The sequence below is a fragment of the Arthrobacter sp. K410C genome (genome assembly GCF_059090105.1).
In genome coordinates, this window is sequence record NZ_JBNHFJ010000012.1 from 89,026 (window position 1) to 104,204 (window position 15,179).

The 15,179-nt window shown below is 64.5% G+C and carries 13 protein-coding genes and 1 pseudogene; 9 read left to right on the plus strand and 5 right to left on the minus strand.

Annotated features, from left to right (window positions below; translation table 11 throughout):
* The first annotated feature begins 299 nt into the window (after positions 1-299).
* The 3 genes from AC5RU7_RS16115 (at position 300) to AC5RU7_RS16125 (ending at position 2,267) form a co-directional block, all read left to right on the plus strand.
* Positions 300-1,271 (plus strand): DnaJ C-terminal domain-containing protein, encoded by a 972-nt coding sequence (locus AC5RU7_RS16115; protein WP_494053084.1) that lies wholly within the window; start codon positions 300-302, stop codon positions 1,269-1,271.
* Positions 1,272-1,286: 15 nt separating this feature from the next.
* Positions 1,287-1,712 (plus strand): heat shock protein transcriptional repressor HspR, encoded by a 426-nt coding sequence (locus AC5RU7_RS16120; RefSeq protein WP_494009823.1) that lies wholly within the window; start codon positions 1,287-1,289, stop codon positions 1,710-1,712.
* A 168-nt stretch (positions 1,713-1,880) separates the two neighbouring features.
* A complete protein-coding gene (locus tag AC5RU7_RS16125) occupies positions 1,881-2,267 on the plus strand; it encodes a hypothetical protein (protein ID WP_494053095.1) in 387 nt (128 codons plus the stop codon).
* Positions 2,268-2,336: 69 nt separating this feature from the next.
* On the opposite strand, the gene AC5RU7_RS16130 is transcribed toward AC5RU7_RS16125, so the two are convergent.
* Together AC5RU7_RS16130 and AC5RU7_RS16135 are read right to left on the minus strand one after the other, a co-directional pair.
* Positions 2,337-3,746 (minus strand): aldehyde dehydrogenase family protein, encoded by a 1,410-nt coding sequence (locus AC5RU7_RS16130; RefSeq protein ID WP_494053085.1) that lies wholly within the window; start codon positions 3,744-3,746, stop codon positions 2,337-2,339.
* A gap of 175 nt (positions 3,747-3,921) precedes the next feature.
* A complete protein-coding gene (locus AC5RU7_RS16135; protein WP_494053086.1) occupies positions 3,922-4,665 on the minus strand; it encodes a FadR/GntR family transcriptional regulator in 744 nt (247 codons plus the stop codon).
* 108 nt (positions 4,666-4,773) lie between these two features.
* Here AC5RU7_RS16135 and AC5RU7_RS16140 point away from each other — a divergent pair, with 108 nt between their 5' ends.
* The 6 genes from AC5RU7_RS16140 (at position 4,774) to AC5RU7_RS16165 (ending at position 11,846) form a co-directional block, all read left to right on the plus strand.
* Entirely contained in the window at positions 4,774-6,036 is a 1,263-nt protein-coding gene (locus AC5RU7_RS16140) for an ABC transporter substrate-binding protein (protein WP_494053087.1), read from the plus strand.
* On the plus strand, positions 6,033-7,019 hold the full coding sequence (locus AC5RU7_RS16145; RefSeq protein ID WP_494053088.1) for a carbohydrate ABC transporter permease: 987 nt from the start codon (positions 6,033-6,035) through the stop codon (positions 7,017-7,019). The genes AC5RU7_RS16140 and AC5RU7_RS16145 overlap by 4 nt, the downstream gene beginning before the upstream one ends.
* The gene (locus AC5RU7_RS16150) at positions 7,016-7,852 is read left to right on the plus strand and encodes a carbohydrate ABC transporter permease (RefSeq protein ID WP_494053089.1); all 837 of its coding nucleotides are present in this window, start codon (positions 7,016-7,018) and stop codon (positions 7,850-7,852) included. Before AC5RU7_RS16145 ends, AC5RU7_RS16150 begins: the two co-directional genes overlap by 4 nt.
* A gap of 10 nt (positions 7,853-7,862) precedes the next feature.
* On the plus strand, positions 7,863-9,050 hold the full coding sequence (locus AC5RU7_RS16155; protein ID WP_494053090.1) for a mandelate racemase/muconate lactonizing enzyme family protein: 1,188 nt from the start codon (positions 7,863-7,865) through the stop codon (positions 9,048-9,050).
* A gap of 127 nt (positions 9,051-9,177) precedes the next feature.
* The gene (locus AC5RU7_RS16160; RefSeq protein ID WP_494053096.1) at positions 9,178-10,644 is read left to right on the plus strand and encodes an aldehyde dehydrogenase (NADP(+)); all 1,467 of its coding nucleotides are present in this window, start codon (positions 9,178-9,180) and stop codon (positions 10,642-10,644) included.
* A complete protein-coding gene (locus AC5RU7_RS16165) occupies positions 10,641-11,846 on the plus strand; it encodes a fumarylacetoacetate hydrolase family protein (protein ID WP_494053091.1) in 1,206 nt (401 codons plus the stop codon). The genes AC5RU7_RS16160 and AC5RU7_RS16165 overlap by 4 nt, the downstream gene beginning before the upstream one ends.
* Positions 11,847-11,952: 106 nt before the next feature.
* On the opposite strand, the gene AC5RU7_RS16170 is transcribed toward AC5RU7_RS16165, so the two are convergent.
* The 3 genes and pseudogenes from AC5RU7_RS16170 to AC5RU7_RS16180 form a co-directional block, all read right to left on the minus strand.
* A complete protein-coding gene (locus AC5RU7_RS16170) occupies positions 11,953-12,783 on the minus strand; it encodes an endonuclease/exonuclease/phosphatase family protein (RefSeq protein ID WP_494053092.1) in 831 nt (276 codons plus the stop codon).
* Between the two features lie 62 nt (positions 12,784-12,845).
* A pseudogene (locus AC5RU7_RS16175) lies at positions 12,846-13,601 on the minus strand (aldehyde dehydrogenase family protein); the annotation flags it as partial.
* A 120-nt stretch (positions 13,602-13,721) separates the two neighbouring features.
* Entirely contained in the window at positions 13,722-14,747 is a 1,026-nt protein-coding gene (locus AC5RU7_RS16180) for an ATP-dependent 6-phosphofructokinase (protein ID WP_494053093.1), read from the minus strand.
* Between the last annotated feature and the right edge of the window lie 432 nt (positions 14,748-15,179).

A 15,179-nucleotide genomic window follows, 5' to 3' on the forward strand; every position in this document is an offset into this window, starting at 1 on the left:
CCGCCCCTTCGCTGGGTGGCGAAGATCTACGATCCTTCGCCACCCAGCTCCGGAAGCGGATCTGGCCTCCCAACACTCGCAAGCTCGTGTCGGGGCCCTCGGCCAGATCCTTACATGCCACTCCCGGGCCCCCTCATCCGTCCGTCGCTCAGCGTTCGTCTCGCCTAAGGTGGGAGCAAGCGAAGCGCAGCTGGATAGGGGGCCGCGGCGTGGCGGGCACCGCGGAGCGGGCACGGCCCCCTATCCAGCGGAGCGTTGCCCGGCCGCGCACGTAGGTTTGAACAAGAAAGGAAACGCCATTGGCTAGCCAGGATTGGGTGGACAAGGACTTTTATAAGATCCTTGGTGTTGCCAAGGACGCTTCCGACGCCGATATCAAGAAGGCTTACCGGAAGCTGGCCCGCGAGCACCACCCTGACACCAACTCGGGGAACACCGCTTCCGAGAAGAAGTTCAAGGACATCTCCGAGGCGTACTCGGTGCTGTCCGATCCCGAGGAACGCCAGCAGTATGACGCCATCCGTGCCATGGGTGGCGGTGCCCGGTTTGCTCCGGGCAGCGCCGGCGCGGGCAATGGCGGGTTTGAGGACCTGTTCGGCGGCCTCTTCACCGGCAACACGGGGCGGCATGCGGGCGGGTTCAACCCCTCCGCCGGTGGCATTCCGCCCGAGTTCGCCGACCTCTTTGGTGGCGGCTTCGGCCAGACCGGGTTCCAGCGGACCCCGCAGAAGGGCGCGGACCGTTCCGCCTCCACCAGCATTTCCTTCGCCGGTTCCATCCGCGGCACCACTATCGGCCTACGGGAACCCAGCGGTGAAGTAATCGACGTCCGGGTTCCGCCCGGTATCAAGGACGGCCAGAAGGTGCGCGTGCGTGGCAAGGGCCAGCCCGGCGCCGCCGGCAACGGCGACCTGGTGGTGTCCGTCTCGGTCCAGCCCCACCCGTTTTATACGCGCGACGGCGACAACCTGCGCATACACGTCCCCGTCACCTTCCCGGAAGCCGCGCTGGGCGCCGACATAGAGGTGCCCACCATCGACGGCGACAAGGTGCGGGTCCGTGTTCCGGCCGGGACGCCGTCGGGCCGTACCCTGCGGGTGAAGGGCAAAGGCGTGAAGACCTCGAAGGTGACCGGCGACCTGCTGGTGACAATCGACGTCGCGGTACCGAAGAACCTGAATAAGGAAGCCGAAGCCGCGGTCAAGGCCTTTGCCGATGCCACAGCCGGTGCGGACGTCCGCGAGGGCCTGGCCGCCAAGGCCCGGCTGTAGCAGCGGAGGTGTTCGGTGGACATCAATGCGGACCAGCCCATCTTCGTGATTTCGGTGGCGGCCGAGCTGGCGGATATGCACCCGCAGACCCTGCGGCAGTACGACCGGCTGGGCATCGTCAAGCCCAGCCGCGCGCCGGGGAAGTCCCGCCGATACTCGCAGCGGGACGTCAACATGCTGCGGGAGGTGCAGCGGCTGTCCCAGGAAGGCGTTTCGCTGGAGGGGATCAAGCGCATCCTGGAGCTCGAAAACCAGGTAGCCGCCCTGCAACGGCGCGTCTCTGAACTGACTGAGGAACTGGGCCGCCGACCGCAGCCGTTCGACTCCCGCATTTTCGCCGCCGGCGCGGCCGGGGACGTGGTGACCCTGGCACGCGGCCAGCGCCCGCGGCCCAGGTCGCAGGCCGTGGTGCTGTGGCGGCCGCGGGCCATCGGACAGTAAATAAGTACTCGGCTGCAGGTCCGGGCCGAAATTCGAGTACCCACTACTCGTGCCCCGTCCGCCCCCGGAAACTTCAATGGAACCACCGCTGGATCAGCAGTGGTTCCTAAGTTTCTGGGGGTTTTTGATGTGTGGTTCTCAGCTTAAGGCCCGGCCGTGAGCCCGGGGATGGAGTCGGTGGCCGCGTTCAGCGGCTCGGTTCCCGGCCAGGTCCTGCTGGCCGTCGGGCAGACCATCGTGGTGGTGTGCGTGTGCTTCGACATGGTGCGCGCCCTGTCGGTTCCGCGGTCGCACCGGCGGTACGTCGCCAGCACCGTGTTCCGGACCCTGGCCGTCCCGTCCATCATCGCCAACGGCCTCACCGTGCTGATCGCCCTGGTTGTGGCGTCCTGGGTGGACGTGGTCATGGGCATGTTCGTGCTGGTGGCCATCATCTTCCGGCTGCACCATGACAAGGACGAGGACAACTGGTGGAAGGGCAAGGGCAAGAAGCTGGCCCGCTGGGCCCGCCGGCAGTTGGCTGGCCGCACCTCCACCGCCCCGGCCATGGGGTAGCGGCATCACCGAAAAGCCCGGGAGCCCCGCACACCGGGAGGCATGCGGGGCTCCCGTCTCCAATGCTTCCTAGCCGTTGATGACCTGGGGAACGCCGAGGTGCTTGAGGCCTTCGACGCCGAATTCGAGGCCGTAGCCGGACTGCTTGGCGCCGCCGAAGGGGATGCGGGGGTCCACCGCGCCATGCCGGTTGATCCACACGGTGCCGGCCTGGATCCGGGTGGCCACCTCGCGGGCAGCATTAAGGTCTGAGGACCAGACCGAGGCACCGAGGCCGACGTCGAGGGCGTTGGCCTTTTCCACTGCTTCATCGATGGTGCTGTAGCGGATGATCGGGAGGGCGGGGCCGAACTGTTCCTCGGCCACGAGCGGGTTGTCGTTGTCGATGTCCGCCACCAGGGTGGTGGGGTAGAAGTAGCCGCGCTGGTTGGGATCCGGGTTGCCGCCCAGGAGGACGCGTGCTCCGGAAGCCTTTGCCGCCTCCACAAGGTGCGCGACGACGTCGTACTGTGCCTTGTTCTGCAGCGGCCCCAGGACGTTGGTCTCATCCAGGCCGTTGCCCATGGGCATGGCCTTGGCCACGCTGGTGAGTTCTTCGCAGACGGCGTCGTAGATGTCGTCGTGGACGTAGAGGCGTTTGAGGGCGGCGCAGGTTTGCCCGGTGTTCAGGAACGCGCCCCAGAAGATGTCCTCGGCGATGGCCTTGGGGTTGGCGTCGGGCAGGACGATACCGGCGTCGTTGCCGCCGAGCTCCAAGGTGAGGCGCTTGACGGTGTCTGCCGAGGATTTGATGATGGCGCGGCCGGCGGCGGTGGAGCCGGTGAACATGATCTTGCCGATGGCGGGGTGGTTAGTGAGCCGGGCGCCGACTTCGCGGCCGCAGGAGACCACGGAGAGGATTCCTTCGGGGAGTTCCTCGTTGAGGACCTTGACCAGGGCCAGGACGGAGAGCGGGGTGTTGCCGGACGGTTTGACGACTACAGTGTTGCCCATGCGCAGGGCGGGGGCGATCTGCCAGATGGCGATCATCATGGGCCAGTTCCAGGGACCGATGGCCGCGACGACGCCGATGGGCTTGTAGTGCAGTTCGGCGCGGGTCTCGCCGTCGTCCACAATCGTTTCCGGTACCAGCGGCAGGCCGGCGGTGGCGCGGAGCCAGGCCACGCAGGCGCCCACCTCGAAGCGGGCGTTGGGGCCGTTGAGGGGTTTGCCCTGCTCGCGGGAGAGCAGCTGGGCGAGTTCCTCGGCGGAGCGTTCGACGGCGTCGGCTGCTTTCAGGAGTGCGGCGGACCTGGCGTCGTGGCCCAGCGCCGCCCATGCGGGCTGCGTCTCGACGGCGGTGGCGACGGCCTGCTCCAGGAACTCGAGGTCATGGATGGGGGCCTCGCCCACAGCTTCGCCCGTGGCGGGGTTCAGGATGGTCCGGCTGGGACCGGACGTGGGTGTGATGGACGCGAGGAGCGCATCGTAGGTTTCCAAGGGATACTCCACTTCGAGTAGGCAAGGACGCCAGCCGGGCGGCGTAGCGGGTTACCCCCAGTGTGGTTTACCGTCCCGGCTCCGCTCTTGTCTTTTGGCGCAAGGCCCTTGGCGTGGGAGGAACAGGCTGCGCGTGGTGGGCCGCTGACGAAAGGCTTCCCATTGCAGCCACGTCCTACCCAGCGGGCGTTCTCCGGGCACTGACGCCGGGGAGAGCTGCGGGCTCGGTAAACGCCGGTTCTCCGCTGGTCAGGTCCTGATCGGATTCTCGAATCGCGTATCTCATGGCTGCCTCTGCTGCCTCTGGGTCGCCGGCTTCGACAGCTTCCAGCACGCTCCTATGGTCTGGCACGGGATCGAGCCAGGCCGCGCCAGGGTGGTGTTGAATCCGGTTACGGGCGTTGAGGGCGTGGACGATGACCACGTCCAGGCGCATCATGAGCTCGTTATGTGTCGCCCGCAGCAGGTGAATGTGGAAATCTTGGTCCGCGGCGGCGAGCCTTTCGATGTCCTGCCCCGCGGTCTCGAACTCAGCGAACGAGCGCCTGAGCGCCTCGATGTCCTCCGGTTTTCGGTACTGCGCAGCCAGCCTGGCGGCGGCCGGTTCAATAACATCCCGCAGCTGGGACAGCTCGGCAAGAAGCCGGTCATCGTCCCGGCGCGCCGAGCGCCGCCACATGATCACGTCGCCATCGAGCAGCTTCCAGGCTGCGCGGTCGTTCACGATCGTGCCGCGTTTGGGCCAGGAGTCGATCAGTCCTTTTTCCCGGATGGTGCGCAGGGCCTCCCGGATGGCGGTCTTGCTAACGCCAAGCTCAGGTTCAAGGGAGTCCACATCGATGCGCGCCCCCGGGGGGTAGTCACCGCGCACGATGCGGAGTCCAAGCATGTCGACGATCTCGGAGTGCAGGCTGGCCATACGGGCTACTTTACCTTGCTTCGGGGCCACTATTGCCTTTATACCTATTATTAGTAATATATAGCCAGATGTGGGGCAGATCACCCCGCCACCTACGAAGGAGTAGCAATGTCTTTACGACCATCCCGCCGCTCGAAAGCACTCTCCGCTCTGGCTGTTGTGGCCGCGGGAGCTCTCGTCCTTTCCGCCTGTTCGCCCTCGCCGGAGGGTTCGTCGGCCAATCCGCAGCCGGCGACAATTACTTTCGCGGCGTCGACACTTGGTGACCCTGGCCGCGGTCCAGGCCTGCAGAAGCTTATGGACGAGTACAACGCCAGCCAGGACGTCGTCAAGGTTGAGCCCGCATCGATCCCGTTCCCGAGCTTCGGGCAGACCGTGCTGACCCAGATGGGCGGAGGCGAAGGGCCGGACGTCGTCCGCTTCGACATGCCCGAGTTCTCGACAGCGGCGTCCTCAGGCCTGCTCGAACCGCTCGACGACCATATCGACGCGGAAAAATTGAACCTCATCCCTGGCCCGGACAGGTACCTTACGGTTGATGATCACCGCTACGGCGTCGTCTTCGAGAACTCGAATTACGGCATGTTCTACAACAAGGACCTCATCCCCGAAGCGCCCAAGACGTTCGAGGAGTTCGTCCAGACGGCAAAGGATACGACCAAGGGAGATGTTTACGGTCTTGCCTTCCGCCAAACCCAGGCGGAGGAAGCCGGCGTATGGCAGGACATCTTCAACTATGTTCTGGGCTTCGGCGGTGACTGGTCCGACGGCGAGAAGCTCACCATTGACTCGCCCGAGGTGATCGAGGGCTTGAAGGCATACCAGCAGCTCTACGACGCAAATGTCATCCCGAAGGGTGCCGACGCCGCGACGTTCCGCAAGATGTTCGCCAACGGCAAGGTTGGAATGGAACTGAACAACGGCGGTTATGTCACTGCCACCAAATCCGCCAACGCGAACCTCAACTTCAGCGTGGCACGCATTCCCTTCCCGGAGAAGAAGCAGGGCGCGTTGCTGGCTCCGATTACTATCAACGCCAACAGCAAGCACAAGGATGCCGGCTTGAACTTCATCAACTGGCTGCTCGAACCCGCCCAGCAGGTCAAGCTGCAGGAAGTACTGGGCGCCAGCAGCGTTGCCACTCCGACAGAGCGAAGCGCTGAGAGCCTGGAGAAGTACCCGTTCCTTCCGGCACTGGATGAGTTGACCGATTCTGGGGTTCCCCAGATCGTGAACGGCTTCGGTCCGCAGACAGCCGACATCCGTCACATCGTGGTGAGTGAGGTGCTGGCCGCACTTCAGGGTCAGCAGGACATGGCGACTGCAATGCAGAAGGCCCAGAAGCAGGCGGAGGAGCTGGTCGGGCGATGACTGAACCAAGCAGGGGACCGCGCCTTCTGGTGCGGTCCCCGGGACCGACCGGAGAGCCGGCCCCGGACACCAATCGCAGAGGGAGCAAACGCCGCCGCAGGAGCGCGGTTGGCAGCCCCTGGACGCCGTACCTTTTTCTGGCCCCCGCCATTCTCTACATCGTCGTCTTTCAACTGGTCCCGCTCCTGCAGGAAGTCTGGCTCAGCTTTACGAGGACGACCCTGCTCAACCCGAACAATAACGTCTGGGTCGGGTTGGCGAACTACCAATCCGTCCTGGCAGATCCTGCTTTCCGCCAGACCCTTCTCACAACGCTGATCTACGTCACAGCATGCGTCGTCGGCGCAGTGGGCCTTGGCCTGCTCGTTGCCCTGCTGCTGAACGGGCGGTTCCCCGGCCGTGTTGTGGCCCGCTCGCTGGTAACCGTGCCGTGGGCGGCGCCTGGCATTGCAGTTGCCCTTATCGCGACATGGATGTTCAACCCGCAGTTCGGTATCCTGACACGCCTGCTGCGGGGAATAGGAATCGACCCGGGTCCGAACGGCATCCTTGACAACCCGCAGCTGGCGCTCGGGGCGATCCTTGTCACCACTATCTGGCAGCTGGTGCCGTTCGTGGCGGTTGTGCTCCTCTCGGCCCTGCAAGGAGTTCCGCAGGAGCTGGTGGAGGCAGCCCAGGTCGATGGCGCCGGGCGGTGGATGACCTTCCGTGTGGTGACCTGGCAGGTCCTGAAACCGACGGTCGGCTTAGTCGCGGTACTCATGACCATCTGGTCACTGCGTCGCTTCGAGCTGATCTGGCTGATGACCCGGGGCGGACCGCTGGGCTCCACACGCACCCTCGTGATCGACCTCTACTCCCAGGCGTTCGAGTCCAAGCAGCTGGGGACGGCAGCAGCCATTGGCATGGTGGGCATTGTCATCTCCCTGATCGTCATCGTCGGTAGTCAACTGGTCGCCCGTGCGGCCGCCAAGGAGGCATGATGGGCCGCATACGCTTCGGGGTGACAGCCCGTACCCTCGCCGTTCTCTTCGTCCTCGGGATTTCAGTTTTTCCCATCTACTGGATGTTTGTGACCGCTCTGGCGCCTGACGACGTGCTTTTCGGATCATCTTCAATAAACTTGCTTCCCGACTTCTCCCGGTTCGGCGTCTTCGCAGACGCACTCGCGGACGGCCAGGTCGTCGGCTGGCTGCTCAACAGCTTCATCGTTGCGGCGGGGACAACTGTTCTGTCCATCGGACTGGGGATCCCGCTGGGCTACGCCCTGTCGAGATTCACCTTTCGGGGCAAGGCTGCGGTTGGCCTGGCGCTGCTGTTCACGCAGATGCTCCCTGAAGCCCTGCTGGTTGTGCCGCTGTTCGCCATCTTCCGGCGGTTCGACCTGCTGAATTCGCTGCACGGGCTGATCCTGGCCGACACAGCTTTCACCCTTCCGGTTGTCGCACTGATCCTCAAGGGCGCCATCGACGGCGTTCCCCGGGACCTGGACGAGGCGGCGCGTGTTGACGGCAGCCGCCCGCCCACCGTCCTCGCCCGCATCATCCTGCCGCTGATCGCGCCAGCTATCGCGGCCGCCGCGGTCATCGCTTTCTTCAGCGCCTGGAATGAGTACGTCTTCGCAGTGACGTTTGTGTTCGACAAATCGCTCCAGCCAGCTTCGGTTGGTGTGGCTGGCTTCATCGGCGAGCAGGACACCTCAATCCAAAGCATCATGGCCGTCGGTCTGCTGTTTACGCTTCCGGCCGTCGCCTTCTACCTGTTCGCACAACGCTATGTCGTCAGCGGTATGACCGCCGGCGCTGTTAAGGGATGACATTCCATCTATGAAAATCACCAATCTCGACACAGTTGTGGTCGACTTCTACCGGACGAACCTCATCTTCGTCTGCCTGCACACCGATTCGGGACTCACCGGGGTCGCAGAGGCAACCCTCGAAGGCCAGGAGCACGCCGTGCGCGGCGCCGTCGCCGTCCTCGCCGACGCGGTACGCGGCAAGGATCCCACTCGGATCGCCCACAACATCTACGAGCTCAATCGCGACGCCTACTGGCGCGGCGGGCCCGTGACCATGACCGCTCTCAGCGCCCTCGAAATGGCAATGTGGGACGTTTCCGCCCGCGCGTTGGACGTCCCGGTCCACCGCATGCTCGGCGGCCAGGTCCGCGACAGGGTCCGCGCCTACGCCAACGGCTGGTTCTCAGGAGCCAAAACGCCGGAGGACTTCGCGGACGCCGCCCTGCAGACAGTCGCCCAAGGCTTCCGCGGACTCAAGTGGGACCCTTTCGAAGCCGCTGACCTCACCCTCGAACCGCGGGATCTGCGGCGCATGCTCGAGCCCGTCGCCGCTGTCCGTGAGGCAGTAGGCGACGACATTGAGCTGTTTATCGAAGGACACGGCCGCTTCGACGTGCCCACAGCCATCCGCGTTGCCCGCGAAATCGAGCAGTTCCAACCAGTGTTCTTCGAAGAGCCATGCCCGCCGGATGGTATAGATTCGCTCCTGGAGATACGCTCCAAATCGCCAGTCCCTATTGCAGCAGGGGAGCGCTGGTTCGGACGGAACACTTTCGTTCCCGCCCTGGCACGGAATGCGGTTGACTACGTACAGCCGGACGTCACCCATGCGGGGGGCCTGCTGGAGCTGTCATTCATCTCCACGCTCGCCGCAGCCCACTACATCCCGTTCGCACCCCACAACCCGAGCGGGCCGCTCAGTACCGCGGCAACACTCCAGTTGGGCGCGATGCTGCCCAACTTCCGATACCTGGAAATCATGGCCTCGGACGTACCGTGGCGAAGCGAGATCTCCAGCGAGCGCCTCCAGTTGACCGAGGAGGGTGACATTCTCATTCCTGGCGGCGTCGGACTGGGTATCGAACTCGACTTCGACGCGATTGCTGAGCATCCGTACACGCCGCATCCGATGCGGATCTTCAAAGACGCAGTTGCTGACATCCGGCCGCCGGATGCCCGCTCCTACTTCAACCTCGAACGCACGCCGGCCCTCTGACCGAAAGTGACCCGAAGGGGCGCCGGCGCACGTCCTTGCGCCCCTGTCCGGAGGGCTCAAGCCATTGGAAATCAGCAAGGCGGCAGTGAATTTGGGGCCGTTGCCCCGGAAGGAACCAACGATGAGGATGACATCACCTGAGGCGACAGATCAGCAGATCGTTGACGCTCACCGGGCGTTTGAGCAGGCGAGAGATGTTGAGCCGGGAATTCGGGCCCGCTGGTTGGAGGCTATCGCGGCTGCACTGGAGACCCACGCGGACGAACTGGTCTTTCTTGGGCGCCAGGAAACTCACCTGGAGGAAGGCCGGCTCCGCTTTGAGCTGAAGCGATCCGTGTTTCAGCTCCGGCTTTTCATAGCGGAAATAATGCACGGGGAACACCTGGACGCAACCATTGACCATGCCGATCCTGGCTGGGGGATGGGTCCCAGGCCGGACATACGGCGCTACTCCGTGCCGCTCGGCGTCGTCGGTGTTTTCGGCGCCTCTAACTTCCCCTTTGCCTTCAGCGTCATGGGCGGAGACAGCGCGTCAGCCCTCGCGGCCGGGTGTGCGGTGGTGCACAAAATCCATGAGGGCCACCTGAACCTGGCTGTGCGGACCGGCGCCATCGTCCAGGATGCCCTTGAAGGGGCAGGCGCGCCCCACGGGCTTTTCTCCACGATCGCTGGCCGGCAGGCAGGGGAACTATTGGTTGATCACCCGATGGTGAAGGCCATCGGCTTTACGGGGTCAACGGCCGGTGGTAGGGCCCTCTTTGACCGGGCCTCGCGCCGCCCGGTTCCCATTCCATTCTTTGGGGAATTGGGGAGCATCAACCCTGTCTTCGTCACCGAGCAGGCATGGAGTGCCAGACAGAACGAAATCCTCGCCGGCTACGCGGCATCCTTCACCTTGGGCATGGGCCAGTTCTGCACAAAGCCCGGGCTGCTGTTCGCCCCGGTGAACGACATCCAAGAGCTCGCTGGGTTTCTGCACCAGGAACTGGCCTCGAAACCGTCAAGCCCCCTCTTGAGCCCGAAGCTGCGGGAAGGTTTCGACAAGGCCCTGAACTCAGTACGTGCAACGCCCGGCGTCCAGGTCCTGGTGCCCGGGGACGAGTCGCTGGCTCCCCGGCCGACGGTGCTGCTTACCACTGCTGAGGACGTCCACCAGCGCCCGGGAATCCTGGAGCAGGAGATGTTCGGGCCTGCCACGCTGGTGATCGGCTACCAACAGGGCACTGACTTGGCGGGCTTGGCCCGGCTCTTGGATGGGCAACTCACCGCCACCGTGCAGGCAGAGCCCGACGAAGACGTCACTGAACTGTTGGTGGAGTTGCGGGAGCGGGCCGGGCGGTTGCTCTGGAACGCGTGGCCAACGGGGGTAACTGTCTCGTACGCCCAGCACCACGGCGGCCCCTATCCGGCCACCACCGCCACCACTACCTCCGTCGGAACAGCAGCGATTGGTCGCTTCATGCGTCCCGTCGCCTACGACTCCTTCCCGGCCCAGCAACTTCCAGCGCCGCTGCAGGACAGCAATCCATGGGGCGTCCGACGAAGGGTAGACGGATTCTGGGAACCAACCGCTAAAGGTAAGGACATCAAATGATCAACGAGGCGTCACGGCAGATCCTTCCGGCTGACTGGGAGGAAGCCGTTCTTATTGGGCGCGTCTGGGATCCCGTCTCCGAGGGTCCCCGAGTGGTCTCTGTCCGCGGTGACGAGGTTTTCGATCTGACGCCCGAGATCCGCACTGTTGCCGAGCTGGTGGATCACGAGAACCCGCTGGAATTCCTTCTCCCCAGGGCTGACGCTCCCAAATGGGTCCTCCCGGAACTCATAGAAGCCTCTTTGGAAGGGGACCGCAGCAGACCTCATCTGCTGGCCCCGATTGACCTTCAGGTGATCAAGGCCTGTGGCGTGACGTTCGTCGAGAGCATGATCGAGCGTGTTATCGAAGAGCGTTGTGGCGGTGACTTCAACCGCGCGGTAGAAGTCCGAAAGACTTTAGCGGACGCCTTGGGCGGAAGCCTGGACTCGCTACGGCCGGGATCTGAAGAGGCGCAAGAGGTCAAGAACGTCTTGACGGGGCAGGGCATGTGGTCGCAGTACCTTGAGGTCGGACTCGGCCCCGATCCCGAGGTGTTCACGAAAGCCCCCGTCCTGGCATCAGTGGGATTTGGTTCCGGTGTGGGCATCCCCAGCTTTTCCTCCTGGAACAACCCCGAGCCTGAGCTCGTGCTCATCGTCGACTCTGCCGGCAAGATTCGAGGTGCAACGCTTGGAAACGACGTCAATCTCCGGGACGTGGAGGGCCGCAGCGCGCTCCTGCTGGGCATGGCCAAGGACAACAACGCATCCTGTGCCATCGGTCCGTGGATCCGGCTCTTTCACCAGGACTTCACGCTGGAATCCCTCCGCGAAGAAGAAATTACCCTCACGGTAGAGGGACAGGACGGTTACCGGTTGGAGGGCCGCAATAGCTTGGCCCACATCAGCCGCCCCTTCGAAGAGCTGGTCAAAGCGGCTCGAGGCAAGCATCACCAATACCCTGACGGCTTCTCCCTCTTCACCGGAACACTCTTCGCACCGACGCAGGACCGCGGCACAGAAGGGATGGGCTTCACCCATAAACACGGGGATATAGTCACCATCAGCAGCCCCCAGCTTGGGGCGCTGATCAACCAAACCCAAAAGACTGAGGACATGGAGCCCTGGACGTTTGGTATCAACGCGTTGTTCAACTACCTCTCCGGGCTGGGAACCGAGACGGCGAGAATACACGCCGCAAGCACCCAGCCCATTGCCTAATGACCGTGCCGGAAGGCTGCGCAAGCAGCCTTCCGGCATTGGTAGTACTCCTCCGGATGTAACTTCGGCGCTCAGCGCTAGTCAGTGAAGTCCAGGAGGATCCTTTTTAGTAACGGATGTCAGCCTGCAGCCCGTAGTGGTCCGAAGGATAGGTGCCAGCCACCGGGGTGGTGCCCAGCAGGGCTGCTGCCCTCGGATGTCCGGCTCCACCCCTTCGTGGTGCGGCGGTGAAGATATAGTCGATCCGCCGGTCCGGCCACAAGAGCTGGGCTGCCCATGGATTGGTATTGGACCACGTGCTGCCCGTTATGCCCGGTGCCGCCACTTCCCAGGCATCGTAGAAGGACAAACCAGGAACCGGTGCTGCCGCTCGGCCCGTCATGAGGCGCATTTCGTCGCTGTCGGGGTCGGCGTTAAAGTCTCCGCAGACAACCAGGGGAGTCCGCTCATCCTGTGCCGCGTGCAGGTGGGTGATCAGTCCGCGTACCGCATCCTGCCGTGCCTGGCTCTGGTCCAGCCACCAGGCGTCCATCACCACTCCGTACACGTGGAGCGGTCCACGCGGGCCGTCCACCTGGACGTACTGCACCCGCAACGCACCAAAGCTGAAGCCGGCAGCATCGGCAACCGGCCATCTGGACAAGACGGCAACGCCCGAGAGCGCTGACTCGTCCTCCTGAGCCGGAACCCCGCTAAAGGCGTGGTACGGCAGCCGCAGAGGTCCGGCCAGCCTCGCGGACTGGCTGTCGTCACCCTTCGCCCAGGACTCCGTCAGCACAAGAAGATCCGGCTTTGCCTCCAGCAGGGTGGAAGTTATCGCCGCTTCACGCTCCTGCCAGGGGCCGTACAGGCCCCACACATTCCAGGTGACCACACGGGCGGTGGTCGTGATCAGCTCGCCGTAAAAGTCCGGCGGAATGTCCAGGTGCTGCGCCATCCATCCATCCTGCCCGCACGCCGCGGGGATCGCCAGAATCCCTGGGGCATGCGGTGCGGACGTCAGCCGGCGTAGGGGTCTGCGATGCCGATGTATTGGGTGGTGGTGTATTCGGCAATTCCTTCTGATCCGCCCTCGCGGCCGAGCCCGGATTGCTTCACGCCGCTGAAGGGGGCGGCGGCGTTGGCGATGTTGATGGCTTCTTGCTCGGTGGTGAAGGTGGTGACGGGGGCGACGGGTCCGAAGATTTCCTGACCGAGGATGGCGGCGTCGTTGGGGACGTTGGCGAGGACGGTGGGATGGTAGAAGTAGCCGGGCCCGTCCACGGGTGCGCCGCCGGTGACCGCTACTGCTCGGGCGTCGACGGCGGCACTCACCAAAGCGTGGACGTCCTCGCGGGCGCCGGCGTCGATGAGCGGGCCCACTTGGGTGGCTGGATCGGTGCCGCGGCCGGTGGCCAGGGCGCCCATGGCGGCGGCGAACTTCCGGGTGAACTCGGCGGTGACGGTTTCGTGGACGAGGAAGCGGTTGGCGGCGGTGCAGGCTTCGCCCATGTTCCGCATATTCGCCGCCATGGCCCCTTCGACTGCGGCGTCCAGGTCGGCGTCCTCGAACACGATGAACGGTGCGTTGCCGCCGAGTTCCATCGAGGTGCGCAGGACATTCTGGGCGGCGTCGGCCATCAGCCGTTTACCGACCGGGGTGGACCCGGTGAAGGAGACCTTCCGCAGGCGGGAGTCCTTCAGCAGAGGCCCTGAGATCCCGGACGCAGAAGAAGACGAAACCACGTTGAGGACGCCGGCGGGCAGGCCACGCTCCTCGGTTCGGTCCCGGTGGCAGGTTTGGTGTTACATTGACGCTGCAACCATGCTGCTCACCCCAGCCCGCCCCTCCCAGGAGCGGGTGGACGCTCACTGGTTCTCTTCCCAGTGCTTGCCCTAGCCGAACAGGGCTGAGGCTTCGTCGTAGCGCTTCTGCGGCACGGTCTTGAGCTGGCCCAGGGCGTCCTGGAAGCCTACGTGCTCGATGTCCGTTCCCTTCAGGGCCACCATGGTGCCCCAGTAGCCTTCCACCACAGAGTCGATGGCGGCCATGCCGAGGCGGGTGGCCAGGACCCGGTCGAAGGCGGAGGGGACGCCGCCGCGCTGGATATGGCCGAGGATGGTGGCGCGGGTTTCGATGCCGGTCCGGGCTTCCAGCTCGGGGGCCAGCTGGTCGGCGATGCCGCCCAGGCGGGGACGGCCGAAGGTGTCCAGGCCGCGTTCGGAGTGCGGGGTTTCCATGTGCTCGGGAACAAACCCTTCGGCCACCACCACCAGCGGCGCGCGGCCGCGGGCGTGGGCTTCCTTCACCCACTGGGTAATCTGCTCGATGCTGAGCTTCTGCTCCGGGATGAGGATGGCGTGCGCACCGGCGGCCATGCCGGCGTGCAGCGCGATCCAGCCCACGTGCCGGCCCATGACTTCGGCGATCATGCAGCGGTGGTGGGATTCGCCGGTGGTGCGGAGCCGGTCGATGGCTTCGGTGGCGATTTGCACGGCGGTGTCGAAGCCGAAGGTGTAGTCGGTGGCGTCGAGGTCGTTGTCCACCGTCTTGGGGACGCCGACGATCTTCAGGCCGGCGTCGGTGAGGCGCTTGGCGGCGGACAGGGTTCCCTCACCGCCGATGGCGATGATGGCGTCGATGCCCAGGCGGTCCATGTGGGCCTTGATGACCTCGGGGCCGCCGCCGTTCTCGAACGGGTTGGTGCGCGAGGTGCCGAGGATGGTGCCGCCCTGCTTGGCGATGCCACGGACCATGGTGCGGGGGATCTCAATGATGTCGCCCTCCACCACGCCGCGCCAGCCGTCGAGGAATCCGACGAACTCGTGGCCGTGGATGGCGATGCCTTTCAGCACGGCGCCGCGGATCACCGCGTTCAATCCGGGGCAGTCGCCACCGCTGGTGAGGATTCCAATTTTCATATTTGGCTCAAATCTGCGTTACGTGGCTCCTGCTTGGGGCTGTGTCTACTTGGCCTGGCGATCGGGCCTTGCGGCGAGAACGGCGAGGTCGTGGATGAGCTGCCGCAACTCGCGTTCCCGACCGCGCGAGGGACGGATTCGATCTGCCGGGACCTGTCGACGGGGCGGGGCGGGGATAGGAGGCATGTCCTTGGGCGGCCCGACGGCTGGCGGTTCCACAGCCGAACGATTATCAGCACAGTCCGCCTGATTCATCGCGACCTCACCTCACTTACGAGTCAATCTGCTGGCCCGGCATCTTCGAAATGTGCTCAGATCCAGCCGAGCCCGCCTGAGCCGTGTACTGCCCGCGGTGGTGTTTTGTGCGGGCAGTACACGGTTCGGGGTGGGGTTATGCGATGGCTTCGCGGAGTTCTTTTGCTGCCAGGGCGG

What these genes read in the sequence shown, in the direction of transcription:
- AC5RU7_RS16170 (WP_494053092.1), bottom strand. Translation starts at nt 12,783, where the DNA reads ATGGCGCAGCACCTGGACATTCCGCCGGACTTTTACGGCGAGCTGATC.
- AC5RU7_RS16135 (WP_494053086.1), bottom strand. Translation starts at nt 4,665, where the DNA reads ATGGCCAGCCTGCACTCCGAGATCGTCGACATGCTTGGACTCCGCATC.
- AC5RU7_RS16180 (WP_494053093.1), bottom strand. Translation starts at nt 14,747, where the DNA reads ATGAAAATTGGAATCCTCACCAGCGGTGGCGACTGCCCCGGATTGAAC.
- AC5RU7_RS16125 (WP_494053095.1), top strand. Translation starts at nt 1,881, where the DNA reads ATGGAGTCGGTGGCCGCGTTCAGCGGCTCGGTTCCCGGCCAGGTCCTG.
- AC5RU7_RS16165 (WP_494053091.1), top strand. Translation starts at nt 10,641, where the DNA reads ATGATCAACGAGGCGTCACGGCAGATCCTTCCGGCTGACTGGGAGGAA.
- AC5RU7_RS16150 (WP_494053089.1), top strand. Translation starts at nt 7,016, where the DNA reads ATGATGGGCCGCATACGCTTCGGGGTGACAGCCCGTACCCTCGCCGTT.
- AC5RU7_RS16155 (WP_494053090.1), top strand. Translation starts at nt 7,863, where the DNA reads ATGAAAATCACCAATCTCGACACAGTTGTGGTCGACTTCTACCGGACG.
- AC5RU7_RS16140 (WP_494053087.1), top strand. Translation starts at nt 4,774, where the DNA reads ATGTCTTTACGACCATCCCGCCGCTCGAAAGCACTCTCCGCTCTGGCT.
- AC5RU7_RS16145 (WP_494053088.1), top strand. Translation starts at nt 6,033, where the DNA reads ATGACTGAACCAAGCAGGGGACCGCGCCTTCTGGTGCGGTCCCCGGGA.
- AC5RU7_RS16160 (WP_494053096.1), top strand. Translation starts at nt 9,178, where the DNA reads ATGACATCACCTGAGGCGACAGATCAGCAGATCGTTGACGCTCACCGG.